This is a genomic window from Pseudoalteromonas sp. CF6-2 (genome assembly GCF_021729425.1).
GTDB classification, from domain to species: Bacteria; Pseudomonadota; Gammaproteobacteria; order Enterobacterales; family Alteromonadaceae; genus Pseudoalteromonas; species Pseudoalteromonas arabiensis.
In genome coordinates this window covers 669,830-696,768 of the sequence record NZ_CP091442.1, presented here as the reverse complement: position 1 = coordinate 696,768, position 26,939 = coordinate 669,830, and the positions used below count along the sequence as shown (strand labels likewise).

Annotated in this window: 28 protein-coding genes; 15 read left to right on the top strand and 13 right to left on the bottom strand. The window is 41.9% G+C overall.

The features are described from left to right. Positions 1-47 precede the first annotated feature (47 nt). The 9 genes from rraB to L3Q70_RS03260 all read right to left on the bottom strand — a co-directional run bounded on the left by rraB (position 48) and on the right by L3Q70_RS03260 (position 9,232). On the bottom strand, positions 48-383 hold the full coding sequence (gene rraB / locus L3Q70_RS03300) for a ribonuclease E inhibitor RraB (protein ID WP_062570138.1): 336 nt from the start codon (positions 381-383) through the stop codon (positions 48-50). Further along, positions 383-1,096 (bottom strand): 1-acylglycerol-3-phosphate O-acyltransferase, encoded by a 714-nt coding sequence (locus L3Q70_RS03295; RefSeq protein WP_193988357.1) that lies wholly within the window; start codon positions 1,094-1,096, stop codon positions 383-385. Before L3Q70_RS03295 ends, rraB begins: the two co-directional genes overlap by 1 nt. Before the next feature lie 315 nt (positions 1,097-1,411). Beyond that, positions 1,412-3,712 carry a DNA topoisomerase IV subunit A gene (gene parC / locus L3Q70_RS03290; RefSeq protein ID WP_237114840.1) on the bottom strand — a complete coding sequence of 767 codons (2,301 nt, stop codon included), beginning with the start codon at positions 3,710-3,712 and terminating at the stop codon, positions 1,412-1,414. Between the two features lie 10 nt (positions 3,713-3,722). Beyond that, the gene (locus tag L3Q70_RS03285) at positions 3,723-4,823 is read right to left on the bottom strand and encodes a PQQ-dependent sugar dehydrogenase (RefSeq protein WP_062570135.1); all 1,101 of its coding nucleotides are present in this window, start codon (positions 4,821-4,823) and stop codon (positions 3,723-3,725) included. 53 nt (positions 4,824-4,876) lie between these two features. Beyond that, positions 4,877-6,766 carry a DNA topoisomerase IV subunit B gene (gene parE / locus L3Q70_RS03280; RefSeq protein ID WP_062570134.1) on the bottom strand — a complete coding sequence of 630 codons (1,890 nt, stop codon included), beginning with the start codon at positions 6,764-6,766 and terminating at the stop codon, positions 4,877-4,879. A gap of 33 nt (positions 6,767-6,799) precedes the next feature. Continuing rightward, positions 6,800-7,360 carry a YqiA/YcfP family alpha/beta fold hydrolase gene (locus tag L3Q70_RS03275; RefSeq protein WP_062570133.1) on the bottom strand — a complete coding sequence of 187 codons (561 nt, stop codon included), beginning with the start codon at positions 7,358-7,360 and terminating at the stop codon, positions 6,800-6,802. Further along, positions 7,345-8,127 carry a metallophosphoesterase gene (locus tag L3Q70_RS03270; RefSeq protein WP_237114839.1) on the bottom strand — a complete coding sequence of 261 codons (783 nt, stop codon included), beginning with the start codon at positions 8,125-8,127 and terminating at the stop codon, positions 7,345-7,347. Before L3Q70_RS03270 ends, L3Q70_RS03275 begins: the two co-directional genes overlap by 16 nt. Next, positions 8,114-8,572 (bottom strand): DUF1249 domain-containing protein, encoded by a 459-nt coding sequence (locus L3Q70_RS03265; RefSeq protein WP_062570131.1) that lies wholly within the window; start codon positions 8,570-8,572, stop codon positions 8,114-8,116. Before L3Q70_RS03265 ends, L3Q70_RS03270 begins: the two co-directional genes overlap by 14 nt. A gap of 27 nt (positions 8,573-8,599) precedes the next feature. After that, positions 8,600-9,232: an NUDIX domain-containing protein gene (locus L3Q70_RS03260; protein ID WP_062570130.1), complete on the bottom strand. Its 633-nt coding sequence runs from the start codon at positions 9,230-9,232 to the stop codon at positions 8,600-8,602. A 152-nt stretch (positions 9,233-9,384) separates the two neighbouring features. Here L3Q70_RS03260 and tolC point away from each other — a divergent pair, with 152 nt between their 5' ends. The 3 genes from tolC (at position 9,385) to L3Q70_RS03245 (ending at position 12,386) form a co-directional block, all read left to right on the top strand. After that, entirely contained in the window at positions 9,385-10,725 is a 1,341-nt protein-coding gene (gene tolC / locus L3Q70_RS03255) for an outer membrane channel protein TolC (protein WP_062570129.1), read from the top strand. 100 nt (positions 10,726-10,825) lie between these two features. After that, a complete protein-coding gene (lpxL, locus tag L3Q70_RS03250; protein WP_062570128.1) occupies positions 10,826-11,752 on the top strand; it encodes an LpxL/LpxP family Kdo(2)-lipid IV(A) lauroyl/palmitoleoyl acyltransferase in 927 nt (308 codons plus the stop codon). Positions 11,753-11,810: 58 nt separating this feature from the next. Then, positions 11,811-12,386: a TcpQ domain-containing protein gene (locus tag L3Q70_RS03245; protein ID WP_062570127.1), complete on the top strand. Its 576-nt coding sequence runs from the start codon at positions 11,811-11,813 to the stop codon at positions 12,384-12,386. Here the strand turns inward: L3Q70_RS03245 and glnE are convergent. Next, complete coding sequence (gene glnE / locus L3Q70_RS03240; protein ID WP_237114838.1) at positions 12,375-15,167, bottom strand: bifunctional [glutamate--ammonia ligase]-adenylyl-L-tyrosine phosphorylase/[glutamate--ammonia-ligase] adenylyltransferase; 2,793 nt, start codon at positions 15,165-15,167, stop codon at positions 12,375-12,377. The two genes, L3Q70_RS03245 and glnE, sit on opposite strands and share 12 nt — an antisense overlap. Positions 15,168-15,239: 72 nt before the next feature. Here glnE and L3Q70_RS03235 point away from each other — a divergent pair, with 72 nt between their 5' ends. From L3Q70_RS03235 to ruvX, 6 genes are all read left to right on the top strand, one after another. After that, positions 15,240-16,133: a hypothetical protein gene (locus tag L3Q70_RS03235; RefSeq protein WP_062570125.1), complete on the top strand. Its 894-nt coding sequence runs from the start codon at positions 15,240-15,242 to the stop codon at positions 16,131-16,133. Positions 16,134-16,161: 28 nt separating this feature from the next. Further along, positions 16,162-16,626, top strand: a complete 465-nt coding sequence (locus L3Q70_RS03230) for a hypothetical protein (RefSeq protein ID WP_062570124.1) — start codon at positions 16,162-16,164, stop codon at positions 16,624-16,626. Between the two features lie 59 nt (positions 16,627-16,685). Next, a complete protein-coding gene (gene rsmE / locus L3Q70_RS03225) occupies positions 16,686-17,420 on the top strand; it encodes a 16S rRNA (uracil(1498)-N(3))-methyltransferase (protein ID WP_062570123.1) in 735 nt (244 codons plus the stop codon). 68 nt (positions 17,421-17,488) lie between these two features. Beyond that, positions 17,489-18,442 carry a glutathione synthase gene (gshB, locus tag L3Q70_RS03220; RefSeq protein WP_237114837.1) on the top strand — a complete coding sequence of 318 codons (954 nt, stop codon included), beginning with the start codon at positions 17,489-17,491 and terminating at the stop codon, positions 18,440-18,442. 24 nt (positions 18,443-18,466) lie between these two features. Next, positions 18,467-19,024 (top strand): YqgE/AlgH family protein, encoded by a 558-nt coding sequence (locus tag L3Q70_RS03215; RefSeq protein ID WP_062570121.1) that lies wholly within the window; start codon positions 18,467-18,469, stop codon positions 19,022-19,024. Positions 19,025-19,054: 30 nt separating this feature from the next. Beyond that, positions 19,055-19,504: a Holliday junction resolvase RuvX gene (gene ruvX / locus L3Q70_RS03210; protein ID WP_193988351.1), complete on the top strand. Its 450-nt coding sequence runs from the start codon at positions 19,055-19,057 to the stop codon at positions 19,502-19,504. Here the strand turns inward: ruvX and L3Q70_RS03205 are convergent. Genes L3Q70_RS03205 through L3Q70_RS03195 form a run of 3 tightly spaced genes read right to left on the bottom strand, consistent with a single transcriptional unit; the run spans position 19,501 to position 22,558 of the window. Then, the gene (locus L3Q70_RS03205) at positions 19,501-20,370 is read right to left on the bottom strand and encodes a hypothetical protein (RefSeq protein ID WP_237114836.1); all 870 of its coding nucleotides are present in this window, start codon (positions 20,368-20,370) and stop codon (positions 19,501-19,503) included. The genes ruvX and L3Q70_RS03205 overlap by 4 nt on opposite strands. Further along, complete coding sequence (locus L3Q70_RS03200; RefSeq protein WP_237114835.1) at positions 20,370-21,503, bottom strand: PilT/PilU family type 4a pilus ATPase; 1,134 nt, start codon at positions 21,501-21,503, stop codon at positions 20,370-20,372. The genes L3Q70_RS03205 and L3Q70_RS03200 overlap by 1 nt, the downstream gene beginning before the upstream one ends. 14 nt (positions 21,504-21,517) lie before the next feature. Continuing rightward, on the bottom strand, positions 21,518-22,558 hold the full coding sequence (locus L3Q70_RS03195; RefSeq protein ID WP_062570117.1) for a type IV pilus twitching motility protein PilT: 1,041 nt from the start codon (positions 22,556-22,558) through the stop codon (positions 21,518-21,520). Positions 22,559-22,560: 2 nt separating this feature from the next. Between L3Q70_RS03195 and L3Q70_RS03190 the strand changes: the two genes are divergently transcribed. From L3Q70_RS03190 to hemW, 6 genes are read left to right on the top strand one after another with little or no spacing between them, the layout of a single operon-like run. Beyond that, positions 22,561-23,274 carry a YggS family pyridoxal phosphate-dependent enzyme gene (locus tag L3Q70_RS03190; RefSeq protein ID WP_237114834.1) on the top strand — a complete coding sequence of 238 codons (714 nt, stop codon included), beginning with the start codon at positions 22,561-22,563 and terminating at the stop codon, positions 23,272-23,274. A 17-nt stretch (positions 23,275-23,291) separates the two neighbouring features. Continuing rightward, positions 23,292-24,113, top strand: coding sequence for a pyrroline-5-carboxylate reductase (proC, locus tag L3Q70_RS03185; protein WP_062570115.1), 822 nt, complete (start codon positions 23,292-23,294; stop codon positions 24,111-24,113). A 23-nt stretch (positions 24,114-24,136) separates the two neighbouring features. Next, positions 24,137-24,670 (top strand): YggT family protein, encoded by a 534-nt coding sequence (locus tag L3Q70_RS03180; protein WP_062570114.1) that lies wholly within the window; start codon positions 24,137-24,139, stop codon positions 24,668-24,670. Between the two features lie 54 nt (positions 24,671-24,724). Beyond that, a complete protein-coding gene (locus tag L3Q70_RS03175) occupies positions 24,725-25,165 on the top strand; it encodes a DUF4426 domain-containing protein (RefSeq protein WP_237114833.1) in 441 nt (146 codons plus the stop codon). Positions 25,166-25,172: 7 nt separating this feature from the next. Continuing rightward, complete coding sequence (locus L3Q70_RS03170; protein ID WP_062570112.1) at positions 25,173-25,772, top strand: XTP/dITP diphosphatase; 600 nt, start codon at positions 25,173-25,175, stop codon at positions 25,770-25,772. After that, the gene (hemW, locus tag L3Q70_RS03165) at positions 25,769-26,905 is read left to right on the top strand and encodes a radical SAM family heme chaperone HemW (RefSeq protein ID WP_062570111.1); all 1,137 of its coding nucleotides are present in this window, start codon (positions 25,769-25,771) and stop codon (positions 26,903-26,905) included. The genes L3Q70_RS03170 and hemW overlap by 4 nt, the downstream gene beginning before the upstream one ends. Positions 26,906-26,939 lie beyond the last annotated feature (34 nt).

Below are 26,939 nucleotides of genomic sequence, written 5' to 3'. Positions count from 1 at the left end.
AGGCGCGACTTTAAATCGCGCACAAAATAAATTTCACGCCTACAAAATTACTCTTGAAAGTAAGTTCCCCAACCATCGTATTCAACGTTCGATTGTTGAGCGAGCGCTTCAAGCTTATCGACATCTTCCATAATGGCTTCGACGTCAAGCTCACACTCAACGACTACATCAAAGCTCCATACTTTTTCGCCATCCTCTAGCTCAAGTTCAGCAGGCTCTTCAACATCGTAACCGAGTTTAAAAGCAGCTAAAGCGGCTTGCTCTAACTGTTCAAAATTTTCGCTAACAAAGTGGTGTTCTACTTCGTACAGTACTTCAGGATCTGAGCCATCTTCAAGTAATGAAGTAACGATGTCTTCAGTAATTTCGCGCCAATTTTCCATTATTTATTTCTCACTTGAGCATCTAATTCAGTTATTTTAGCAGCCATAATCTGATGAACATGCGATGCATGATCACGAGCAGATACGTCTTTATCAAGATAAATTGGCGCTAACATTTCGAGGTAAATTGTACCATTATCCCAGCGATTTAGCTTAATAGTTTTATGCGTTGTGCTCATGCAAACTGGCACAACAGGTACATCAGCACTCATTGCTGTATGAAAAGCCCCTGTTTTAAAAGGTAACAAGCCACGCCCATAGCTTCGCGTGCCCTCAGGGAACATCCAAACCGACAAACCTTTTTGCTTAATTTTTTCGGCTGATTTTGAAATCGTGCCTGCGGCTTTTGAACGATTAGCGCGATCAATTAAAATATTACCTGATAACCAATATAGCTGCCCAAAGAATGGGATCCATTTCAGGCTTTTCTTTCCAAGACTCACACAATTTTCAGGCACCATTGCAGGCAAGGTAAATAAATCGTAGTTATTCTGATGATTAGCCACATACACTGCAGGGCCAACTGTTTTTGCATCCGCATGGTAACGTAATTCAAGTTTTACTCCCAGTAAGTTAGCCATTTTGCTAAACCAGCCAGAAATAATATGTACGTTATTGGTATGAAATGGCTTAATGATGCATAAGACTAAGCCAAAAAGGCAGCTAAACACGATAAATAAAGCCATGATAATAATACGAAAAACAGCTAACAAACGGATTCTCCTCGGGTAAATCAGCGCGCATTATAACGTGAAAAGTGCCTCTGCAATAGCTTTTAGCTTACATGTGTGCGCTAAAAATATATCTTTTTATACCAATTCGCTTAATTAAGTGGTCTATTTTGAGGCAATAAAACCTCGTTGATAGCAAGGCAAAAATTTCGTTATTTAGTTGCTCTAAATCAGAAATTTTTAACGCAGATAGCGACAGGTTTAATCCCTCAAAATGATTAAGTATTATTGCGGATTGGTATAATATTAGAACAATAATCTACCCCAATAAAAAAGGCCTGCTAAGCAGGCCTTGTATTATTCTGTTATATCATCAACCGATGGCTCCGTTATGTCATCGGTCTGTGTTATTTCTATTACAGCTTCATCTACTCGCTGTAAGCCACGTGGTAACTTGTTCCCTCTTCGTCCACGCTCGCCATGATAATGCTCAAGGTCACTTGGCTTTAAGGTTAATTTGCGCTTACCAGCATGAAGCGTAACACTGCTCCCCTCGGGCACTACGGCCAACACTTTTACAAACTCTTCCCTCGCCTGTACTTTCGCACTTGGAATAGAAATAATTTTATTGCCTTTACCTTTACCTAGTTTAGGCAAATCACGTAGTGGGAATAACAACATACGGCCTTCGTTTGAAATAGCCATACAATAGTCAGTGGCAATATCGGTAATACGAATTGGCGCAAGTAGTTCACCCCCTTTCGGAACACTGACCAATGCTTTACCATTTTTATTTTTACTCACGAGATCTTTAAAGTCACTGATGAAACCATAACCCGCATCTGATGCCATCAAGAGTTCTTGATTATCTTCGGCCATCACAACATGCTCAAAGTTAGCACCCGAACTTAAATTAAAGCGACCCGTCATAGGCTCACCTTGGCTACGTGCAGAAGGTAAACTATGCGCATCAGTCGCAAAAGCACGGCCATTTGAATCAAGGAATACCGCTGGCTGATTACTCTTACCACGCGCAGAGGCCTTATAGCTGTCGCCTGACTTATAACTTAAACCTTCTACATCTAAGTCATGACCCTTACCAACACGTGCCCAGCCTTTTTCAGATAACACAACCGTCACTGATTCAGAAGGGATTAAATCTTTTTCGCTCAGTGCTTTTGCTTCCAAACGTTCAACAACGGGTGAGCGTCTATCATCACCATACATGTCAGCGGCTTCTTGGATTTCTTTTTTCATCAACGTCGACATACGACGTTCAGAGCCCAGAATTTGCTCTAATTTGTCACGCTCAAGGGCAAGTTCATCTTGCTCACCTTTGATCTTGAATTCTTCAAGTTTAGCTAAGTGACGTAGTTTTAACTCTAAAATCGCTTCGGCTTGAATATCCGTAATACCAAAGCGTTCCATTAATACAGGTTTTGGCTTATCTTCCGTACGAATAATCTCAATGACTTCGTCGATATTTAAAAAGGCCGTTAATAAACCTTCTAAAATATGTAAGCGTGCTAGTACTTTATCTAAGCGATACTGTAAGCGGCGTCTGACTGTTTCGCGGCGAAACGTCAGCCACTCAGTTAAAATACTTCGTAAATCTTTCACTTGCGGACGACCATCTAGGCCAAGCATGTTTAAGTTTACGCGGTAGTTCTTTTCTAAATCTGTGGTGGCAAATAAGTGCGCCATTAACGGCTCAGCTTTAATGCGGTTTGAACGTGGCACTATCACAATACGGGTTGGGTTTTCGTGATCAGATTCATCACGTAAGTCAGCCACCATCGGTAGCTTTTTAGCATTCATTTGTGCTGCAATTTGCTCTAAAACCTTTGCTCCTGAACACTGGTGCGGTAATGCTGTGATAACAATATCGCCCTGCTCTTCAGTGTAAATTGCACGCATCTTAATAGAGCCACGCCCTGTTTGATAAATCTTACGGATATCGTCTTTGGGGGTGATGATCTCAGCTTCTGTTGGGTAGTCAGGCGCATGCACTAACTCAAGCAGCTCTTCGATTTCAGTTTTTGGCTTATCAAGTAATAAGCAACAGGCACTGGCCACCTCACGCACATTATGTGGTGGAATATCGGTTGCCATACCCACCGCAATACCGGTCACACCATTGAGTAAAATGTGCGGTAAACGCGCAGGCAGTACCATTGGTTCATCAAGTGTACCATCGAAGTTGGCGGTCCAATCAACCGTGCCTTGACCAAGCTCTTTTAGTAGTACTTCCGAGAACTTTGATAAACGGGCTTCAGTGTAACGCATCGCTGCAAATGACTTAGGATCATCAGCAGCCCCCCAGTTACCTTGACCATCCACCAGCGGATAGCGATAAGAAAATGGTTGCGCCATTAATACCATGGCTTCGTAACAGGCACTATCACCATGTGGGTGGTATTTACCTAGTACATCACCCACGGTACGCGCTGATTTTTTATATTTTGCTTGCGCCGATAACCCCAGTTCGCTCATTGCATAAATGATACGACGCTGTACAGGTTTAAGTCCGTCGCCAACATGCGGTAAAGCGCGGTCCATGATGACGTACATTGAGTAGTTTAAGTAGGCGTCTTCAGTAAAACGCCCCATCGTTTGTTGTTCTATGCCTTGCATCAGCAAGGTATTTGTATCACTCATTAACGCTTACCTATTTTTTCTTAGCACTAACACGATAGATCACGTTAGCAAAGTCGTCTGAGATCAATAAGCTGCCATCTGCAAGCTCTGCAAATGCAACTGGGCGACCAAATGTTTCTTCGTTTTGCATAAAGCCTGTGATGAATGGGGTGTATTTAGTGATACGACCTTGCTCAACATTCGCTAGCATGACTCTGTAACCCGACTTTTTACTACGATTCCAAGAACCATGCTCAGCAACAAATAACTGCTCTTTGTATTTAGCTGGGAACTGCTTGCCGTTATAAAAATGAATGCCTAATGGCGCAACATGCGCACCCAGTGCGAGCGCAGGCGATTTGTAATCAGCAATATTTTTACCTTTACCAAACTCAGGATCTAAAATCGCCCCTGCGTGAACATAAGGGAAACCATAATGCGCTCCCTCCTCACCTTCACCAACTCGATTGATTTCGCAAGGCGGGATATCATCGCCCATCATGTCACGACCGTTATCACTGAACCAAAACGCATTTGTTGTTGGGTGATAGTCAAAACCCACTGAGTTACGAACGCCCTGAGCAATGGTTTTGATTTCTTTGGTATCAACATTAAGTGAAAAAATACGACCGTATTTGTCGTCTTCAGCACAAATATTACATGGCACCCCGACAGGTACAATTAACTCACCTGTTGGGGCAAAGCTAATAAATTTCCAACCATGGTGGCGGTCTGTTGGGAATTTATCATACACCACCTCAAACTTAGGGGCTTTGAGGTGTTTATCAATGTCTTTAAAGCGAATAATACGTGACACTTCAGCAACATATAAATCACCCTCTTTTATTGCCAAGCCTGATGGCATTTCTAATCCTTTGGCAATAACAATTTTCTTATCGGCTACACCATCGCTGTTATGATCAATCAATGCATATACATTGCCTGCTTTACGCGAACCTGCATACACAATGCCTTTTTTTGATACGGCAATTTGGCGTGCATTTTCAACATCATCGGCGAATAAGCTTACTTTGAAGCCTTCAGCAACAGTTAGTTTATCAAGAATATCTTCAGCCATTGCTGGCGCTGATAGTAAGCTCAGCGATAAAAATGAGGTCAGTAGTTTTTTCATTTTTCTTGCCCTTTAATTCGTTTAACAACCCTTAGGCTGCAAATGTACCTGTATTAAACTTGCGCGCGATTACCGTGATCTTCTAACCATTGACGGCGATCTGATGAACGTTTCTTCGCAAGTAACATATCCATCATTTCCATGGTTTGCTCTTCTTCATCGAGTGTTAATTGCACCAAACGACGGGTATTTGGATCCATCGTTGTTTCTCTTAGCTGCAGCGGGTTCATTTCACCCAACCCTTTGAAGCGTTGAACATTCACTTTACCGCGTTTTTTCTCAGCTTCGATGCGCGCTAAAATACCATTCTTCTCATCTTCATCGAGGGCGTAATACACCTCTTTACCGATATCAATACGAAACAGCGGTGGCATGGCGACAAATACATGACCTTCTTTAATAAGCGCTGGGAAATGACGAACAAACAGTGCGCATAATAGTGTGGCAATGTGTAACCCATCCGAGTCAGCATCAGCCAAAATACAAATCTTGTTATAACGCAGACCCGATAAATCACTTGAATCAGGGTCGATACCTAGGGCCACTGAAATATCATGCACCTCTTGTGATGCTAAAATCTGTCCTGATTCGACTTCCCATGTATTAAGAATTTTACCGCGCAGTGGCATAATTGCTTGAAATTCACGGTCACGGGCTTGTTTAGCTGAGCCACCCGCAGAGTCACCCTCTACTAAGAATAATTCAGTACGGTCATTATCTTGGGCACTACAATCGGTTAATTTACCCGGTAACGCAGGGCCTGAAGTAATGCGCTTACGCACGACTTTTTTAGCCGCGCGTAAACGACGCTGTGCATTTGAGATACATAGCTCAGCTAATAATTCAGCGGTCTCGGTGTGTTCGTTTAACCATAAGCTAAATGAGTCTTTCACCACACCCGATACAAATGCAGCACATGAGCGTGAAGACAGCTTTTCTTTGGTTTGGCCAGCAAATTGTGGGTCTTGCATTTTCACCGACAATACATAGCTGCATCGCTCCCAAATATCATCTGGCGTTAACTTTACACCGCGAGGCAATAAGTTTCTGAATTCACAAAATTCACGCATCGCTTCGAGTAGACCTTGGCGTAAACCGTTGACGTGGGTACCGCCTTGTGCGGTAGGAATTAAGTTTACATAGCTTTCAGCGATGGATTCACCGCCCTCAGGTAACCACACAACAGCCCAGTCAGCGCCTTCAGTTGAGCTTGAAAAATCACCAATAAATGGTTCTTTTGGTAATACCTCAAAACCCTTCACCGCTTCAACTAGGTAATCTTTTAAGCCCGTTTCGTAATACCACTCTTGGCTTTCCTTGGTTTGCTTATTAGTAAACTTAATGCGCAGGCCTGGGCAGAGTACTGCTTTGGCTTTTAATAAATGATTAAGCTTGGTAATCGAGAAATTAGCAGAGTCAAAATAACTGGCATCTGGCCAAAAACGCACGGTAGTCCCTGTGTTACGCTTACCCACAGTGCCAATCACGTTTAAGTCTTCAACTTTGTCGCCGTTTTCAAAGGCCATACGAAACTGCTGCGCATCACGACGTACGGTAACTTCAACACGCGTTGACAGGGCATTTACAACCGAAATACCTACACCGTGTAAACCACCTGAAAACTGATAGTTTTTATTAGAGAACTTACCACCAGCATGCAGCTTGGTAAAAATGAGCTCCACTCCGGGAATGCCTTCTTCAGGGTGAATATCTATCGGCATACCACGGCCATCATCAATAACTTCAAGCGAGTTATCTTCATGAAGAATGACATCTATTTTTGTTGCATGACCTGCCATTGCTTCATCGACGCTGTTATCGATAACCTCTTGGCCTAAGTGATTAGGGCGAACCGTGTCGGTGTACATACCTGGGCGGCGTTTAACGGGCTCTAACCCATTTAAGACTTCAATTGCTTCGGCGTTATAATTTTGCTGACTCATAGTTTTTATATCTTTTATGCGCTTAGCTATGTTTTACGTGATTTTAAGAAAATCTACAATACTTGCAAAGGTTTGTTCGAAGCCGATAAAACTATGATCGCCTCCAAATTCAACGTGTTGCTTACACTGAGAATAATAGTTAACCGCCTGCTGAAAAGGCAGTACTTCATCGCCTGTTTGCTGTAGCAAATAAATCAATGAAGGGGTGTCTAATTGCGACAAATATAACCTGCGCAATGCATCCATGTGACGAGTATCAAGTTCGTAATGGGTGTCTTGATACGGGTTATAGTTTGGCCCTAAATAGTTATCAAGTAACTCAAATGGGCGCACCGCAGGATTAATTACCACCGCGGGTATCGAATAACGTTGCGACAAATAGGTCGCATAAAAACCGCCTAATGAACTACCGAGTAATACAGTATCATCATTTAACAGTTGTTCTAATTGTAAAATTGCATGTAATGGCTCATGGGTTAATCGCGGCACTTTATAATCAACATCAAACTGAGCCATATGCTCACCAAAACGCACGGCTTTATAGGATTGCTCAGAGCTATTGAAACCATGAATATAAATTACCCGTTTAGCCATACTACATCCGTTGTTAGCTGCAAGCTTTGTTGTTTATCAATATTTAAGTTAATCACACGAAACGCTGGCCCTAAATCCTCTTGCTGCCACGCCATAGTATGTTTAGTAAATTGTATCGAGCTGGCAGGTGTCGCAAACACCTTTAGATCACGGTAATTTTGCGTGTACTCATGGTGTACGTGACCATGAAATACGCCAATACATTGCTCACTATTAACGCAAACGTTTAAAAACTGCGGGCCATTTTCAAGCATATGTTTATCTAAGTAAGCTTGAATAGGTAGCGGGTTATGATGACAAAGCACCACACTCGGGATTTGCCCTATCGCTTCGCTTAATTCGCTTAAGTGTGTTTGTGTTACCCAACCTGCTGGAGTCGGGCCTTTCGAGTTTACTAAAAGCAGTTGTCCAGTTAAAAAGGTAATACGTTTACAGCTTAAAATTTGCGAGTTTGAAAGCGCTTTATATTCAGCAAGCTCATCGTGATTACCCGGTAGCCAAAACACAGGACAAGACAGTGCCGAATCACCAATAAGTTCAGCAAATAGTTGATACGATTTACTGCTGTGATCTTGTGTTAAATCCCCCCCAAAGATCACGCAATCAAGTTGTAAGTTTGCCATGGCTTCTAAGCAACGCGAAAAATACTCAGCGGTATTTACATTAAAATACTCACCTTGTCTGTCTTTTGATAAATGACAATCTGTAATGTGTGCAATTTTTAATGTTGTTTTGTCAAAATGATAAGCATCACTAAACCAAGCCATTGTTTACATCCCAGTGTAGCGCTGCACGACCGTTTTCTACACACGCAACAAGCCAGTCATACAAAAAAGCATTTAGTTGATACTTTTCGTCTTTTTGATGCATATTCGGATTCGGGTATGCGTAAGATGGCTTTATTCGTTGATGAAAATCGTGATGAACAATCTCAGCCACTTTTGCATCATGATACATACGCACAGTTAGATAAAGTGGGGTAACAACATGTAAGTTTCCTGTCTCTTGCGAGATAGAAATATCCATGGTGTACTTTGCTGTATCATCTATTTTAACTACAAACGTGCTATTACCGAGTTGCACTTTACGTACATGGCCTATTTGACGTTCGTTGGGAAGCAATTTGAGCGCACGCACGTAATTATGCTCACACAAAGTTAAATACTTAGGTAAGCTTTGAATGTAACGTTGTTCAGCTGTTACGTACGTCAAAATAATTCCTCATTATAAAAATGTAAGTTAAGCAGTTTGCCAATCAGACAGTATACGTTGCTTATTCAGTGCTAACCACTGTAACGAGATAACTGTTGCAGCATTGTCTATCTCTCCTTGCTCTAAGCGGAGCATGGCTTCTGTGTATGACATTACATGTGTTTTAATATCTTCATCTTCATTATCAAGACCAAAAATCCCCTCTTGGTATTGAGATAAGTCGGCGCGTGCTAAATACAAGTATAAACGCTCTGTTGTACCACCTGGACTTGAAAGATAAGACATCATAAACTCAAGCTCACCAAGCTCAATGCCCGCTTCTTCCCATGCCTCGCGTTTGGCAACTTGCTCATAGTCTGTGCTGCCATCAGCCATGCCTGCGATACACTCAAGTAACCAAGGAGACTGCTTAGATGCAAGTGCGCCGATACGCACTTGCTCAACAAGCAAAATCTGATCGGTTGCAGGGTCATATGGAAGCACCGCAACAGCATGACCACGCTCTAAAATTTCACGTTTAATCTCTACTGATTCACCTCCTGAAAATAATGCATGGCGAAAGCGATATAAATTAACTTTAAAAAAGCCATCATATGCACGTTCAACAGGTTTTAGATCAATATCATCATGATTAAACTGTGAGATTGCTGTTACTTTCATTACACTAATTCCTTTAGGTTTTGCGCTAAAAATTCACTCAATTATATTCTGTTACACTTGGACATGTAGATTTACGCATTTTTTTTTTGGTTATTCACTAAAAAAGAGTACCATGGTGACAGTACGAAAATTGTCTAAGGACTGAACGAATAATGAAAAAAACACTACTCGCCGCGCTGATCGGTTTTTCAAGCGCTTTGACTGCTACTGCCACTTACGCTGAAGATTTACTTCAAGTATACGAGATTGCTACAGCCAATGATCCTACCGTACTTAAAGCAAAAGCCCAAGCAGATGCGCAAGCTTATGAGAGCGATCGCGCGTTAAGTGCGCTATTGCCACAATTAGGTTTAAGTTTAGGGTACGAAAAAACCGACGCAACACTATACGAAGGCAACGATACAACCGGTTACATTGAATTTGACCGTGATACAGATGTATTTAGCCGCGGTATTAGTCTGAGCCAAACCTTGTTTGACTTGGGTGCGTGGAATTCATTAGGCATTGCTGATAAACAAGCTTTGCAAGCAAATGCACAGTACGACTTTGCCAGACAAGACCTCATTGTTCGTGTTGCTGAGGGTTATTTCAATGTACTTAGCGCAATTGACAACTTAGAGTTTGTACAAGCTGAAAAACGTGCAATTGAACGTCAATTACAACAAACAAAAGAACGTTACGCAGTTGGTTTGACGGCGATTACCGACGTACATGAAGCACAAGCACAGTACGACAACTCTGTAGCAAAAGAAATTGTTGCGAAAAACAGCGTTGAAACGGCCCGCGAACAGCTTCGTGAAATCACCGGTAAATACCATGCAAAATTAGACATGTTAAATACTGACACGTTTTCAACTGTTGCGCCTAACAAACAGTCAACCGACTACATAAAAATCGCAGAAGAGAAAAACTTAAACCTACAAGTGTCAAAAGTAACCGTTGATATTGCAAAAGATCAAATCGACTTAGCAAAAGCTGGTCACTACCCTAAGCTGACTCTAAATGCATCGTACGGTGATAGCCTAGAAGACTTAAATAACAACTCACATGAGCCTCGCACAGATAGTGCAAGAGTGGGGGTTAACTTTAGCCTACCTATTTATTCTGGTGGTGCAACTGTCGCAGCAACAGAACAAGCACGTGCATTTTATGTGGCGGCCAGTGAAGATTTAGAAGCAAGTCTGCGTGCAGTGACACGCTCTGTGATTACTTCTTATAACCAAGTTGTGTCAGATATCGCAACTTATAAAGCGCTACAACAAGCGGTTGTTTCAGCAGAAAGTGCGCTGAAAGCAACTGAGGCAGGCTTTGAGGTGGGTACACGTACAATTGTTGATGTATTAATCAGCACACAAAACCTTTATAACGCCAAAAGCAACCTTGCTAACGTGCGTTACCGCTATGTTGTTTCAACGCTGCGTTTAAAACAAGCGGCTGGCACATTAACAGCTGAAGATCTTGCGGCAATTAACCAAGGTTTAAAAGAGATTTAATTACTCTACTAAACTGATAGAAAAGCCAGCTAAATGCTGGCTTTTGTATTTTTAAAGACTTACGGTTAAACTAGCTTTTTATTTTTTTAGAGACTTTTCAGTGGTTAGTTCATCTCCTTTCAAAGCATCCTTTTTGGGTCCTCGTTATTGGCTTACATGGGTTGGCGTTTTCTTCTTATTTCTGATCTCTTGGTTGCCACATAAGTTTCAATTATTCCTTGGTAAATGGTTAGGTAGATTAGTTCATCGCTTTATGAAACGCCGTCGCCACATAGCAGAGGTCAATATCCGTCTATGTTTCCCAGATATGCCGGAGCAAGAACAAAAAGAATTAGTACTTAAGAATATGGAAAACACCGGTATCGCTATGATGGAAACAGGCATGGCGTGGTGGTGGCCCGAGTGGCGAGTAAGAAAGTGCTACGGGTCAATCAAGGGCCTTGAATACTTTGAACAAATTCAGCAATCAGGCAAAGGCGTTTTAATGCTCGTGCCGCACATTCTTCATTTAGAGATGGCGAGCCGAGTGATGGGGTTGAAATATCAAGGTATTGGTTTTTATCGCCCACACAATAATCCATTGATGGAATATTTTACGACCAATGGCCGTTTACGTTCTAATGAATTCTTAGTTGGAAAGCGTGATGTTAAAGGGTTGCTAAAAGCACTAAAAAATAAAAAGATTTGTTACTACTTACCCGATCAAGATTACGGACGTACCCGCTGTGAGTTCGCGCCATTTTACGCGGTAAAAGATGCTGCAACAACAACGGGCACACTACTTTTTGCGAACAGTAAACACTGTGAAACGGTTAGTCTTGCTAGCCGCCGCGATGAACAAGGTCGCTACCACTTAGAAGTGCTCCCGATTATGGAAAACTTTCCAAGTGGTGATAATCTTAATGACGTAACACGTGTCAATCAACGCATGGAGCAAGCGGTTAATAGAGCACCTGAACAATATATGTGGTTACATCGACGTTTTAAAACACGCCCTGATAAGAATGCCCCTTCTTATTATAAGTGAGTGACATTTGTTAAATTGTGTGGTTTTATAAATCTAAGCAACAACAAGAGTATTAGAAATGTGGTTTTGGGTTAAGCATTTATCATTAGCTATTATTTTAATTGCAGCAGCTCTTTATTTTTTATTCGGTAAAGGGCCTGTTATCGATATTAAAAATACTCAAAATGCCGCCGCACAGGGACTTTCTCGTTTTTATTCGTCGCTAAGAAATCAAGTTAACAGTAAAAATAACGAGCGTGATAAATACGTTCTTAAGTTAAAAGAGCCTGAAACAAGCCTCGATATGGCTCTGTTTGAACGGGGTAAGGTAGTCGAACCTTCATCTCCAAACTGGACTGGTGATGTATTACCACGTCGTTTTGAAAGCGGAACAACATTAAAAGACGTGTTATCAGACTACGCTCGAAATGAAGAAATTGAGCTTTACTGGTACCTCAGTAAAGATTATGTCGTTAAAGATCACTTTCGTGTTGATAGCAACTTTGTGTCCGCTTTATATCAAGTGGGACGTGCTATCAACGACGACTTTGAAAATGAGGTTTATACCTTCTTTTGTTTCAAGCAAAGAGCGGCTGTTATTACAGAGCTGCCCTCTCCTTACATACGCGAAAACTGCCGCCGCTTAAGAAGCTAACACTTGCTGCCACGCACTTTGCACCAAACTTATATGCTCTTTGAGCTCAGTGCGCGGCGCACATCGACCTTGCTGGTTTAAGCTCATGACATGATAACGAGAACGGTATTCAATGTAAGCAGCCACTAGCTGATGTTGCATTTCAGAATCAATACAGCCAAGCTTAGCTGCATCCTCTAAAATACGAACATTATCAGGCCAAGTCGTTAACTCTTGATACTGCGGGGCATATTTTAGGACTAAATATTGTGTAATAAACTCAATATCAGTCATTCCACCTTGGTCTTGTTTTAAGTCAAATAATTCACTATTACCTTTAGCTAAGTGATTGCGCATTTTTTCACGCATTTCTATGACATCTTTTTTCAATTTTTCATCATCACGTGCTTGGCACAAAATAATTGCTCTGATCTCATCAAATCGAGAATGAAGCGATACCTGCCCATAAATCATTCTCGAGCGAACTAAGGCTTGATGCTCCCAAGTCCATGCTTGGGTTTGTTGATAGTGATAAAAGCTTTCTAGGTTTATTGCCAACAGCCCTGACGCTCCTTCAGGCCTCAAGCGTGTATCAAGCTCGTACAAAATGCCAGATGCAGTGCGTGTATTAAATAGATGCATTAAACGCTGTGCTAATTTTAAATAGAACTGTCTTGAATCAATCGCCTTATCGCCATCGGTATAACTACTACCATCATGATTATGCACAAACACTAAGTCTAAATCAGAGTCATAGCCTACTTCAAAGCCGCCTGTTTTACCGTAAGCAATAACCGCGAAGCCTTTTTCTTGTTCTGTGGTATTGGCTGGTTGCCCAAAGCGTGCAACACATGCATGCCACGCGATGTTCACAGCCTGCTCAACAATCGCCTCTGCCAACGCCGTTAAGTGGTCGCTCACCTTCATTACATCAAGAACGCCTGTCGCATCCGCTGCGGCAATACGCAGTTGGTGTGTTTGTTTAAATTGGCGTAAGGCTTCCATTTGCAGCTCTAAATCATCGTATTCTATTCGAAGGAAGTACTGTCTTATTTCGTCTTTATACGCTGATAACGGAGTGGGTTTATAAAGTACTTGAGGATCAATCAACTCATCAAGCAAAATTGGGTAACGGGAGATGTGCTCACCTATCCATTTACTGTGACAGCACAAAGCGACCAGTTGATTTAACGCGCCAGGGTTTTCATATAAGAGTTCTAAATAAGCTGTACGAGAGATGATTTTATTCAGCACTTGGCAAATCATAGTGAATGCATCACCGCTGGCTTTACTCACTGTCAATTGCTTAAGCAGTAAAGGCATTAACTTATCAAGAATATCTCGCCCACGGCTACCAACTTTTGCTTTTGTTAAACGTGTTTTAAAGTCATCAAGTGCCTGTTGCCAAGCTAAATTAGCATCGTCTATCAAGCAAACATCGGCCATTTCCCACGCACTAATAAAGGCACTTTCACATGGATCAACATTGTCACTTTCAAAACCAATTACTTGCTCAAACTCACTGTGTATTGAGGCCATTGTTTCATTGATCGCTTTTAGGCACTCATCAAAGTTGGGTTTATTAAGCAGCACACATAAGCGTTGCTGGTCTTGCTCATCATCGGGCAATGTTTGAGTTTGCTTATCATCAAATATTTGTAAGTATTGCTCAATACGACGCAGCGTGAGGTAATTCTGCTTAAGCAGTGATGCTTCTTTAGCGTCAATAACCTGATTATTGGTAAGCTCTTGTAAGGCTGATAAAAGTGATTGTGTCTGTAAGTTTGCCTCGCGGCCACCACGCACCATTTGCAATGCTTGCACCACAAATTCAACTTCGCGAATCCCCCCGGCGCCCAGCTTTATATTGTTAGTTAAACGCTTTCGGCGCACTTCTTGAGCAATCATCTGTTTCATTTTTCGTAAAGATTCGATCACCGAAAAATCAATATATCGACGATAAACAAATGGCCTTAATAACTCATAGAACTCACCCCAATAGCTATTTTCGGCGCCTATTAAACGCCCTTTTAGCATGGCATAACGTTCCCACTCTCGACCTTGCTCTTGGTAGTAATCTTCCATTGCATTAAAGCTCATCACCAAAGGACCACTTTCACCAAAAGGCCTCAAGCGCATATCTACACGGAAAACTTGGCCATTAACGGTGGTTTGGTTGAGTGCCATAATTAATTTTTGCGCAACCTTAGTGTAAAAAACTTGCGCTTCAATAGAGCGGCGTCCACCTTGAGTAGCCACATCTATTGGGTAAGAAAAAATGAGATCAATGTCTGAGGAGTAATTTAACTCCCCTCCCCCAAGTTTTCCCATGCCTAGTACAAGCATTGGAATAGCATTTCCAAACGCATCTGTTGGCATGCCACTGACTTTTGCAACTTGTGCAAATGCCCATTGATTCGCACAATCAATTAACTGCTCAGCAAGTGCAGAAATATAAGCGATACTGTCTTCAATTGGGTTATGACAACAGACATCTAAGAACGCAACCTTAAGCCAATATTTCTCTCGGTATAATCGCAACTTGGCCATTGCTGCGGCATCATCTAACTCAGTAGAGTCGTTATCAGTCAGTGGCGGTTGCGGGTTACGGCAAGCCAATGTGCTTTCATCTAGCAACCAATCTTTCAAGTCAGGTTGAGATTGTAAGCAGCTCCAAGCGAAGTCACTCAAAGACAGTAATTTAGCAATCAACGGGTCTACAGGCTGCTCAGGGTACAAACCGTTAAAACGAGTTTGCCCTAATTGATAAAGCGCGTCAGGAAGCGGTTGTGAATTACTCATTAAATACTCTCTTTTAACTTATCAATAACCGTACTAGAATGATTATCAAAGAATTATTTAGCAGGGATCTGCATGCATTATTTATCATTATCTAACACTAGTTTAGTCGCGATTGCCATTAGTTTTGCTGTAATTTGCATAACCATAGTACTTCTACGTATCTTAACGCAAATTAAAGCAAAACAAGCGCTTAAAGAAGAGCTCGCACAACATGATAATTTTGCAATGGGGATTAGCTTTGCCAGTGAAATTCTCGTCGTGATTGCGACCATTGCTTATATTTTTGATGAAATCAGTTTAAGTGCAGCTCAATCAAACCCACTTAAGGTGGTCGTTTTAATCGCCTTGTTGTTCTCCTTCATTAAAGTGGGTCACCTCATTCATCGGAAATGGATTTTATATCGCTTTAACGAAGAAGCCGCTATTTTAAAACAAAATGTTTGTGCGGCTTTGGTTGACTCAGGTATGTTAATCGCAAACTGTATTATTAGTTTAGGCCTTTATAATTGGTGTCATACTCAAGGTTACAGCAGCTTACTAATAGCCACTGTTAGCTTTTTTGTGCTACAGGGCATGTTTGCTCTGGATAGTAAAATTCGCGAGTACCGTTTTGCCAAGGCTAACCAAGGGGCTTCTTTACAGAGCAATTTTAACCTTGAAAATACCTCTATTGGTATTCGTTATGCGGGTAAATCGATTGGTCTTGCCTTAGCAGGGTATGCTGGTCTTGCCAGTGCATCATTTATTAGTGGTAAGATGGTAGAAAACCTATTTACGCTAGTCTCTCATTGCGGTGCTATGTGGGTATTGTTATATGTTTTGAGTTATATCATTAAATATATTTCATTACCGAATATTAATACATCGTTAGAAGTGGATCATCAAGATAACATAGGTATTGCCTGTATCGAGTTTGCCGTTTACGGCGCGATAGGCTATCTACTAATTAGCATGTTTTCGATTTAATATGGAAATACATAATAAGTGAGGCAGTATGCCCTTTAAAGTTAATAATTATTTGCTAGTTGATGTCGACAATGAGTTTAGTCATGCTTTTACGCATCATTATTTTGCAGGTAAAGGCGGCTCAACGTTAGTTGTTGCAGGAGCGAATAGCCGGCACATGGTTAAACTGATGTTCGACGAGCTAATAAAAGATTATTGTTACTGCGACTTTAGTAATGAAATAAGTGTTTCCGAATTGGCAAGTTACCTGCATGAGCACCATGACATAAAAGGCGTGTTGATTAACCATACTGACTACCAACTTGCCGATGACGCTCAAAAATTTATTTACAATTCGCTGCACAAAGTACGCTTTTTAATACACCAAAATGAGCAAGGATTTAATTTTATACCTTGCCCAGACGCCGCTCATATAAACCATTTATCTTGCCAAACAGACATCGCTCAAACGACAGCCGACATTCTCACCTTAAGTGAAGATTTAAATAAATAATTGCACCCATCGCGCTGTATACTTACCATATTGCTAAATTATTTAATAAGCGACATCCAATGCGAATTCCTCATATTTACCAACCATCAGCAATTTCTTTAAACACCCAAGTAGCACTTGATGATGATGCTGCCGGTCATATTGGTCGAGTACTTCGCATGAAAGCTGGAGAAAAAGTCTCTATCTTCAATGGCGAAGGCGGAGAGTACTTAAGTGAAATTATTGAAGTAAGTAAAAAGAGCGTGATTGTAGAGCCGCAAGAGTTTATCAATCATGATGTAGAGTCACCACTTAAAATTCACTTAGGCCAAGGTATTTCACGTGGCGATAAAATGGACTTTACCATTCAGAAATCTGTAGAGCTGGGAATTACTGAGATCACCCCTATTTTTAGTCAACGCTGTGGTGTCAAGCTAAGCGGTGATCGCCTTGCTAAAAAACATCAACAATGGCAAAAAATAGCGATTGCTGCCGCAGAGCAATCTGGTCGTAACTTTGTGCCTGTCGTACACCCACCTATCGATATAAAAGAGTGGTTAGAGCAAACCAGCGATGCTCTAAAACTGACTCTACACCCACGCGCTGAACACAGTATAAAAACCATTCAAGTCCCAAGCGAGGGGGTGCGCTTTTTAGTTGGCCCTGAAGGGGGATTTACCGATGAAGAAATTAATATTGCTAAGCAACAAGCTTTTGTCGATATTCGCTTAGGCCCCCGTGTACTGCGTACTGAAACCGCTGCGCTAACAGTACTCAGCGCACTGCAACTGCAGTTTGGCGATTTAGCGAATTGAAAACCATAAAAACACCCATATATTAAAGTAACCGACACAGTGTAGTCATTCTATTCTAAGGCAAAAACATGGCAATTAAGTTAGGCATAATCTCTGATCCAATTAGTGGCTTTAATATTAAAAAAGACACAGGCTTCGCAATGATGATGGAAGCACAAAAACGTGGTTACGAACTTTACTACATGGAAATGGACGACCTATCGCTACGTCAAGGTCAAGGTTATGCAACCGCATCAAAGGCACGTGTTTTCGATGATGTTAATCACTGGTACGAGCTTGAAGAAAAATCAACAATTGCCCTTGCCGATTTAGACGTTATTTTAATGCGTAAAGATCCGCCTTTTGATACTGAATATATTTACGCAACCTATATTTTAGAGCGCGCAGAGCAAGCTGGAACACTCATTATTAATAAGCCACAAAGCCTTCGCGATGCAAACGAAAAGTTATTTACAGCATGGTTTAGCGAGCACACGCCAGATACCTTGGTAACCCGCAGCCAAGCAGACATTCGTGCATTTTTAGCTGAACATAAAGATATCATTTTAAAACCGCTAGATGGCATGGGGGGCGCGTCAATCTTTCGTGTTAAAGAAGACGATGCCAATATCGGTGTAATTTGCGAAACATTAACCGAGCATGGTAGCCGTTTTGCCATGGCACAAAATTATATCCCAGAGATTAAACAAGGCGATAAACGCGTCTTGGTCGTCGATGGTGAAGTCATGCCATACTGTCTTGCACGTATACCACAAAACGGTGAAACACGTGGTAATTTAGCCGCAGGTGGCCGTGGTGAAGCTCGCCCAATAAGCGACTCAGATCGTAAAATCGCAGAAGCCGTCGCACCAACACTTAAAGCAAAAGGTCTCATTTTTGTGGGACTGGATATCATTGGTGACCGCTTAACCGAAATTAATGTAACAGCACCAACCTGTGTAAAAGAGATTGAAGCAGCTTATGACATTTCAATCACTGGCCACTTATTTAATGCCATTGAAAGAAAACTGAGCCATACTTAATTTAAACAACAAAAGGGGCGACCTATGCAGTCATTAGAGAATCACTTCTTAATTGCAATGCCTAGCATGCAAGACCCTTTCTTTAAGCATGCTGTAACGTATATTTGTGAGCATAATCAAGATGGTGCAATGGGTTTGGTGATTAACCAACCCATCAACATCACAGTGGGTGAGTTACTCGATAAAATTGAGATCGATAACGATAAAAGCCAAGATGCGGCAAGCCTTGCTGTCTATGCTGGTGGCCCTGTAAAAACAGACCGAGGTTTTGTACTGCATTCCCCAAAGCCCGGCTATGCTGCAAGCCAAAAGCTTAGTAGTGATATTATGATCACCACATCAAAAGATGTACTGGCAAGCTTAACGACAGCAGAAGCACCCGAGCAATTTATTATTACACTGGGTTATGCCGGTTGGGATCAAGGTCAGCTTGAACAAGAACTACTTGAAAATTCGTGGCTGATCATCAAAGCAGATCCTGAGATCATCTTTAACACCCCAGTAGAAAAGCGCTGGGAAAAAGCAGTCTCAATGCTGGGCTTTGACGTCAGTCAGTTAAGTTCTGAAGCTGGTCATGCCTAATTTTTACCGTCTTATTTTAATTGATTCATTATGACAAAAAGAACGTTTAAGCCTGTAGGCGAGCGAACCGTTATGGGCTTTGACTTTGGTACCAAAAGTATCGGTATTGCCATCGGCCAAGAGTTAACAGGTACGGCGTCAAGCCTACAAGCCGTCAAAGCCAAAGAGGGGATTCCGGACTGGCAACAAATTAAAAAACAAGTGGATGAATGGCAACCTGATCTTATGGTTGTTGGCTTGCCGCTTAATATGGATGGCACCTCACAAGAAGTGACGTTCAAAGCGAAGAAATTTGCGAACCGCCTACATAATCATTTTGCTATTCCTGTTGAAACTCAGGATGAACGCTTAACCACCGCAGACGCTAAAGCACGCTTGTTTGAACAAGGTGGCTATCGCAACTTAGGCAAAGGGAATGTGGATAATATGTCTGCTGTGATTATTCTTGAAAGCTTTTTTGAACAATTTTACGGTGATTAATCGGTACTGTTAATCACGGTGTAATCGTTTAAGTTAGGAATGAAGCCTGCCTCTTTGTAGGCTTTTTCTATTGCCCCTTGTTTGCGTAACTGCTTGAGCCCTGCCTGCAGCGCAGCATACGCTTGGCTTGCATCAGGGTGATGCTTAGAAATAATAAAATGACGGCTATCGTTGAGCTGTAAGACTATATTTGGCACCGCGACTAAACGAATGTCTTCCAAATGATATTGATTTTTGAGGCTTGGCATCAGTGGCATCATCACAAAGTCAACCCACTTCATAGACACCATACGAACTTGACTTAACCACTCGTCTTCTCTCAGTAGCTCTTTTAATGGCAACGCAGACAAGGTGTGCCAGTCTGTTAGCCATTTAGGCGTAGATACAGCTGTCAACGATTTGAAGTCTTCACGTTTTTGTAGTTTTAATACACGGTGATTCGACGGTGCAGTAAATACACCGGCATAGTACTCTCCCTTACGAATAACCGCATCAGAAATATACACATCTTTAGCGAGCTGCTCAGCGTCAAGGGACCAAACACTATCAAAACTAATCAGTAACTTACCGTCTTCAAGTAACTTAGTCTTACGAAAATTCACATTCCCTGTATGGTAGCTAAACGACTTAGTGAAGCCACCCAACATCAAGGCTTGTTGTGCGATAATCATATCCACCACATCACGGCGGATATATGCCCCAGTAAAGTCTTTCACTTCACTGGGCTGACGACCATTTAAGAAGCGAGTATAATCGTCATACACATCGTCACGGATAAAAATAACGATGTCATTTAATTCGCTTGCTTTTGCAGGAAAAGCACTCAAAATAAAAATAATGCATGCTATTTTTATCCCCTTCAACATTAGCTATTACCCTTTTCATCAAGGCCATCAATAGTCACACCTTGTAAAAAGCCAGCCCCTTTTTGCTCGTTATTTTGTAACTTGATCATCAAGCGTAAATCGTTTGGAGAGTCAGCATGATGCAAGGCATCGGCATAATTAATACGCTGGTGTTTATAAAGCTCAAACAAGGCTTGGTCAAAAGTCTGCATACCCATTTCTTTTGATTTCGCCATAGTTTCTTTTATTGAACCAATATCACCGCGCTTTATCAGTTCAGCGACCATAGGAGAATTAAGCAAGATCTCGATAGCAGCCACACGGCCTTCCCCATCCGCTGTTGGCACCAGTTGCTGTGCAACAATTGCGCGTAGGTTCAGTGCTAAGTCGTATTTTAGCTTATCGTGCTTTTCTTTTGGTACTAAGTGCATAATACGGTCAATGGCTTGGTTGGCATTATTAGCGTGCAACGTTGCGACACATAAATGCCCTGTCTCAGCAAAACTTAATGCATATTCCATGGTTTCTTGTGAACGGATTTCACCAATTAAAATAACATCAGGCGCTTGGCGTAATGAGCTTTTTAACGCTGACTCAAAGCTTTCAGTATCAAGACCTACTTCGCGTTGAGTAATAATACTTTTTTGGTGCTCATGCACAAACTCGATTGGATCTTCAATGGTAAGAATATGCCCACGTTGATTACGATTTCGATAACCTAAAAGCGCAGCAAGCGAGGTTGACTTACCGGTACCGGTACCACCTACAAACAGCACTAAGCCACGTTTTGCCATTATCACATCGGTAAGAATAGACGGTAATCCTAAATCGTTTACATCAGGAATTTGCGTCACAATTCGGCGAATAACCATACCCGCTTGGTCTCGCTGCCAAAATGCAGAAACACGAAACCGCCCTTCTTCTGTTGCAATGGCAAAGTTACATTCTTTTGTTGCGTGAAACTCATTACGTTGCTTTTCGTTCATCGCAGACTCAACCATAGCCAGTGCCTGCTCATCAGATAACTTATCGTCGGTCAGCGGTTGCAATTCACCGTTAATTTTGGCACTAACAGATAAGCCACTAGACACAAATAAATCTGAACCATTCTTATCGATCATCACCTGTAAAAAGCGATTTAAAGGTATTGTCATAATTAAGTGCTCCGTTAGCCACCAAACTGAGTTTTATCTTGCGCTTTAGCTCTAGCATCTGCTGTAGTAACAATGCCGTAGTTCACTAAATTACCTAAACATTGATCCATTGTTTGCATACCATGTGATGCGCCAGTTTGAATCGATGAATACATCTGTGCAATTTTATCCTCACGAATAAGATTTCGAATAGCAGGGATCCCTATCATAATCTCATGCGCTGCCACTCGCCCACCTCCTACTTTTTTAAGTAATGTTTGCGAAATAACAGCACGCAACGATTCTGAAAGCATTGAGCGCACCATGTCTTTTTCTTCTCCTGGGAATACGTCGATAATACGGTCAATGGTCTTTGGTGCAGATGTGGTATGCAAAGTACCGAACACTAAATGGCCTGTTTCTGCGGCCGTCATGGCTAAGCGAATAGTTTCTAAATCACGAAGCTCACCCACTAAAATAACATCAGGATCTTCACGTAACGCACTTCGTAGAGCATTAGAGAAGCTGTGAGTATCACGATGAACTTCACGTTGGTTAATAAGGCTCAGCTTATTGTCGTGAACAAATTCGATTGGATCTTCAATCGTTAAAATATGGTGGTGTTTGGTCTGATTAATGTAATCAACCATCGCTGCCAAGGTGGTAGATTTACCTGAACCAGTTGGTCCTGTCACTAAAACCAAACCGCGTGGGTTATCAGCAATGGTCTTAAATATTTCCGGCGCACCCAAATCATCAAGTGTTAACACATCACTGGGGATTGTACGAAATACAGCAGCGGGTCCTCGGTTTGAATTAAACGCGTTAACACGAAAACGAGCAAGATTAGGTACTTCAAAAGAAAAATCCACTTCGAGATTTTGCTCATAGTCCTTACGCTGATTATCGTTCATAATATCGTAAACCAGACTGTTTACATCTTTTTGTTCTAATGCTGGAATATTAATACGACGTACATCGCCATCGACGCGTATCATAGGTGATACACCCGATGATAAGTGTAAATCCGAGGCCTTATGTTGCACACTAAAGGCCAATAATTCGGTAATATCCATTTATGACTCCACAACCAACTGATAATTATATGGTTACAATAGCAGAACGACTTAAATCCGCCTACGCAAGAATAACTCAAGCGGCAAAAAATAATCACCGTGATGAGCAAACGATTAGCTTACTCGCTGTTTCAAAAACCAAGCCTGTCGCTGATATCATCTCAGCCTACCAATCTGGACAACGCCTCTTTGGTGAGTCCTATGTACAAGAGGCCGTTGAAAAGGTAGCTGCACTGAAAGACTACAATGAGATAGTCTGGCATTTTATCGGCCCTATTCAATCAAATAAAAGTGCACTTGTCGCCGCTAACTTTGATTGGGTCCAAAGTGTTGAGCGAACAAAAATAGCAAAACGCCTGAATGAACAACGACCAGCTGATAAGGCTCCGCTGAATGTATTAATTCAAGTTAATATTAGTTTAGAAGAGGCAAAGTCAGGCTGCCACCCAGACGAGCTAATAACGCTGGCTGAATTTATTAGTCAGTGCGACAATTTATGCCTACGTGGTGTCATGGCTATCCCTGCAAAAACCGACGATAGCCAGCTACAATTACAATATTTTGAGCAATTAAGCGCTTGCTTTGATAAACTAAAGGCCCAATATCCCCAAGTAGACACCTTGTCGATGGGTATGAGTAATGATGTTGAAGCTGCGATTGCCGCAGGTTCAACTATGGTACGCATTGGCACGGATATATTTGGCCAACGAAATTAAAAGGTGATAACAGACATATGTCAGATAAAAAAATCGCATTTATAGGCACGGGTAACATGAGCTACGCCATTATTGGCGGCATGGTAAAGAACGGTTTTGCAGCTAAAAACATCATTGCAACCAATCGCAACCAAGAAAAATTAGCGAAGGTTGCTGCTGATTTCGGGGTGCAAACAACCGCGGACAACAACGCGGCACTTCGCGATGCAGATGTGATTGTATTGTCTGTTAAACCACAAATGATGGGTGATTTATGCCAATCGTTCCAAGATTCAGGCATTGATTTTAGCGATAAACTATTTATTTCTGTGGCCGCAGGTTTAACTGTACGACGTCTACGCGAAATGTTAGGTCAAGACGTTAAAATGGTCCGTTGTATGCCTAACACACCGTCATTACTTGGTCGTGGTGTGTCTGGTCTATATGGCGCAGGCGAAACCGTGCAAGAGCATGAATTTGTACAACAAGTTTTTGAATGTACAGGTATTGTTGTGTGGGTAGAAAACGAGTCGCAAATCAACGATATCATTGCGGTAACAGGCTCATCTCCAGCTTACTTCTTCTTATTTATGGAAGCGATTGAAGAAAAAGCCAAAGCACTTGGTTTTAGCGATGACGATGCACGCCGTTTAGTACAACAAACCGCGCTAGGCGCAGCCGAAATGGCGCTTTCACAGCAAGACATTAGTATTTCTCAGCTACGTGCCAATGTTACATCAAAAGGCGGAACAACCCATGCAGCTGTTGAGCACCTGAAAAGCCAAGGTCTTGTAGGTACTGTTGCAGATGCAATGGATGCCTGTATTGCTCGTGCAGAAGAAATGGAAAAAGAACTCTAAGCTTACTTTTTGAAGGTAAAACTATGCAAGCCATGCAATTTTTAGTTGAGATTATTTTTGATCTCTTTTTAATGGTGGTCCTTTTACGCTTTTGGTTACAAGCGGCAAAAGCTGACTTTTATAATCCTATGAGCCAGTTTGTGGTAAAAGCCACTTCATTTGCTGTTAACCCATTACGTAAAATCATCCCTGGGTTTGGTGGCTTTGACATGGCTTCTTTACTACTTGCTTATTTAGTGGCTGTAGCAAAAATAAGTGTCATTATGTTGATGTTTTATGGCGGCTGGTCAGCAGCACCTGTCTTTGTTTCGGCATTTATGACGGTGATAAAAGAAGGCTTAAACCTGTTGTTTTGGGTTTTAATTATCCGTGCGTTACTAAGCTGGGTAAGTCAGGGCTATAACCCTATTGAAGCTGTTTTCCATCAACTAACCGAACCTATGCTGCGTCCGATTCGTAAAGTTATTCCACCATTAGGGGGCTTAGACTTATCGATTCTGGTACTCATCATTGGTTTGCAGTTTTTACAAATCCTGTTAATGGATTTTATAGGCTAACGCCATTTGTGAATTAAGAGGCCGCTAGGCCTCTTTTGTTAAGTGAGATATTCCATGAAGCAAATTATTCTTATTACCTTCCTCTGCCTAAGTTTATTTTTAAACTTTGCTAAGGCGGATGAACAAACAGGCGCTCAATTTAAAAAGCTTGGCCCTTGGGAGGTTCACTATATTGCCTTTCCATCCACCTTTATTCAGCCTAATATCGCCAAAAATTACGATTTAGACCGTAGCCCGAGCAAAGGGGTTATCAATATTTCGGTATTAAGAAACAGCGACAAAACAGCACAAACAGCGACCTTAACAGGCACCGCTCGCAACTTACTTGGCAATAGTAAACAGCTCGAGTTTAAAGAAGTTATTGAAGGCGATGCGATTTATTACTTAGCGCAAATCGACTACAGCAACGAAGAGATTTACCGTTTTAACATCGAAATCAATAAAAACGGCCAAATACAAACACTGAAGTTTCAGCAAAAATTTTACGTAGACTAACTCTCATATGAACAACACCTTAGTTTTAGCCACGGGTAACCCTGGCAAAGTAAAAGAGCTGGCAAGCATGCTCAGCCCGCTTAATATTAACGTGGTTCCACAAAGCGATTTTCAAGTACCAGAGGTGCCAGAAACAGGCACCACATTTGTTGAAAACGCCATCATTAAAGCGCGTCATGCGGCGAAGATCACGGGTATGCCAGCCATTGCCGATGACTCAGGACTTGAAGTAGACGGCCTAAATGGTGCACCTGGCGTTTACTCAGCACGCTTTGCTAAAGAAGGTGCTAGCGATCAAGATAATATCGACAAACTATTAAAAGAACTTGCTGATAACCCTATACGTAGCGCACGCTTTTGGTGTGTATTGGTACTAATGCGCCATGCAGATGACCCAACGCCACTTATTTGTAGTGCAAGCTGGGATGGCGAAATCACCCAGAGCCAAGACGGTCAAGGTGGTTTTGGCTATGATCCGGTGTTTTATGTGCCTTCTGAGCAGTGCACCAGCGCACAACTAACTAAAGAGCAAAAGAATGCACTGAGTCACCGAGGTCAAGCTCTTAAACAACTCCTTGCGCAATTGCAGCAAAAAGGCGGCCTGTGAACTTACCGCCTTTAAGTCTATATGTGCACGTACCTTGGTGCGTGCAAAAGTGCCCTTACTGTGATTTTAATAGTCATGGCCAAAAAGGCACGATCCCCGAAAAAGAATATGTTCAGCACCTAATTGATGATCTCAAAGCCGATCTACATTTAGTGCAAGGGCGTAAAATCCACAGCATCTTTATTGGCGGCGGCACCCCGAGCTTATTAACGGGTGATGCTTATACTCGCCTACTTAGCGAAGTCGACAGATTAATTGGCCTAAGCGATGACTGTGAAATAACCCTAGAAGCAAACCCAGGCACTGTCGAAACAGGCCGTTTTAAAGAGTATGTTGGTGCTGGTATCAATCGTATTTCGATTGGCGTGCAAAGCATGCAAAACGATAAACTCAAAGCGCTTGGTCGCATTCATGGTGCCGATGAAGCAAACTATGCGGCTGAACAAGCTCACCAAGCTGGACTAAACAGTTTCAACCTAGATTTAATGCATGGGCTTCCAGGGCAATCTCTTGAGGATGCACTGAGCGACCTTAAAAAAATTATTGCATTAAATCCGCCACATATTTCTTGGTACCAATTAACCATAGAACCCAATACACAATTTGCCTCAAAACCACCGACTTTACCCCAAGACGATATATTGTGGGATATCCAAGAGCAAGGGCAAGCATTGCTAGCCGAAGCAGGTTATGAGCAATACGAAATTTCTGGCTATGCAAAACCTGGCTACCAATGTCAGCATAACTTAAATTATTGGCGATTTGGCGATTATCTCGGTATTGGCTGTGGCGCGCATGGTAAAGTCACCAACATAAAAACTGGGGTCATCACTCGCACTGAAAAAGTCAAGCATCCTCGCGGTTATATGGACTTAGCAAAGCCTTATTTATATAAGCAATGGCGCGTAGAGGAAGACGATTTAGCGTTTGAGTTTTTTATGAACCGCTTTCGCCTTGTCGAGTCATGCCCTAAAGAAGACTTATCGTCACTGACAGGTTTATCGCAGCAAAGTCAGCAGCGAGCCTTAAATACAGCCATCGCAAAAGGACTACTAATAGATAACTCAGAAACTTGGCAGGTGAGCCAAAAAGGCCATCGTTATTTAAATGACCTGCTAGAATTATTCGTTTAACAACAAAAATTAAATTTCTAACAACGACAAAGGA

What these genes read in the sequence shown, in the direction of transcription:
- rraB (WP_062570138.1), bottom strand. Translation starts at nt 383, where the DNA reads ATGGAAAATTGGCGCGAAATTACTGAAGACATCGTTACTTCATTACTT.
- parC (WP_237114840.1), bottom strand. Translation starts at nt 3,712, where the DNA reads ATGAGTGATACAAATACCTTGCTGATGCAAGGCATAGAACAACAAACG.
- L3Q70_RS03285 (WP_062570135.1), bottom strand. Translation starts at nt 4,823, where the DNA reads ATGAAAAAACTACTGACCTCATTTTTATCGCTGAGCTTACTATCAGCG.
- parE (WP_062570134.1), bottom strand. Translation starts at nt 6,766, where the DNA reads ATGAGTCAGCAAAATTATAACGCCGAAGCAATTGAAGTCTTAAATGGG.
- L3Q70_RS03275 (WP_062570133.1), bottom strand. Translation starts at nt 7,360, where the DNA reads ATGGCTAAACGGGTAATTTATATTCATGGTTTCAATAGCTCTGAGCAA.
- L3Q70_RS03270 (WP_237114839.1), bottom strand. Translation starts at nt 8,127, where the DNA reads ATGGCTTGGTTTAGTGATGCTTATCATTTTGACAAAACAACATTAAAA.
- L3Q70_RS03260 (WP_062570130.1), bottom strand. Translation starts at nt 9,232, where the DNA reads ATGAAAGTAACAGCAATCTCACAGTTTAATCATGATGATATTGATCTA.
- tolC (WP_062570129.1), top strand. Translation starts at nt 9,385, where the DNA reads ATGAAAAAAACACTACTCGCCGCGCTGATCGGTTTTTCAAGCGCTTTG.
- L3Q70_RS03245 (WP_062570127.1), top strand. Translation starts at nt 11,811, where the DNA reads ATGTGGTTTTGGGTTAAGCATTTATCATTAGCTATTATTTTAATTGCA.
- glnE (WP_237114838.1), bottom strand. Translation starts at nt 15,167, where the DNA reads ATGAGTAATTCACAACCGCTTCCTGACGCGCTTTATCAATTAGGGCAA.
- L3Q70_RS03235 (WP_062570125.1), top strand. Translation starts at nt 15,240, where the DNA reads ATGCATTATTTATCATTATCTAACACTAGTTTAGTCGCGATTGCCATT.
- L3Q70_RS03230 (WP_062570124.1), top strand. Translation starts at nt 16,162, where the DNA reads ATGCCCTTTAAAGTTAATAATTATTTGCTAGTTGATGTCGACAATGAG.
- rsmE (WP_062570123.1), top strand. Translation starts at nt 16,686, where the DNA reads ATGCGAATTCCTCATATTTACCAACCATCAGCAATTTCTTTAAACACC.
- gshB (WP_237114837.1), top strand. Translation starts at nt 17,489, where the DNA reads ATGGCAATTAAGTTAGGCATAATCTCTGATCCAATTAGTGGCTTTAAT.
- L3Q70_RS03215 (WP_062570121.1), top strand. Translation starts at nt 18,467, where the DNA reads ATGCAGTCATTAGAGAATCACTTCTTAATTGCAATGCCTAGCATGCAA.
- ruvX (WP_193988351.1), top strand. Translation starts at nt 19,055, where the DNA reads ATGACAAAAAGAACGTTTAAGCCTGTAGGCGAGCGAACCGTTATGGGC.
- L3Q70_RS03205 (WP_237114836.1), bottom strand. Translation starts at nt 20,370, where the DNA reads ATGTTGAAGGGGATAAAAATAGCATGCATTATTTTTATTTTGAGTGCT.
- L3Q70_RS03200 (WP_237114835.1), bottom strand. Translation starts at nt 21,503, where the DNA reads ATGACAATACCTTTAAATCGCTTTTTACAGGTGATGATCGATAAGAAT.
- L3Q70_RS03195 (WP_062570117.1), bottom strand. Translation starts at nt 22,558, where the DNA reads ATGGATATTACCGAATTATTGGCCTTTAGTGTGCAACATAAGGCCTCG.
- L3Q70_RS03190 (WP_237114834.1), top strand. Translation starts at nt 22,561, where the DNA reads ATGACTCCACAACCAACTGATAATTATATGGTTACAATAGCAGAACGA.
- proC (WP_062570115.1), top strand. Translation starts at nt 23,292, where the DNA reads ATGTCAGATAAAAAAATCGCATTTATAGGCACGGGTAACATGAGCTAC.
- L3Q70_RS03180 (WP_062570114.1), top strand. Translation starts at nt 24,137, where the DNA reads ATGCAAGCCATGCAATTTTTAGTTGAGATTATTTTTGATCTCTTTTTA.
- L3Q70_RS03175 (WP_237114833.1), top strand. Translation starts at nt 24,725, where the DNA reads ATGAAGCAAATTATTCTTATTACCTTCCTCTGCCTAAGTTTATTTTTA.
- L3Q70_RS03170 (WP_062570112.1), top strand. Translation starts at nt 25,173, where the DNA reads ATGAACAACACCTTAGTTTTAGCCACGGGTAACCCTGGCAAAGTAAAA.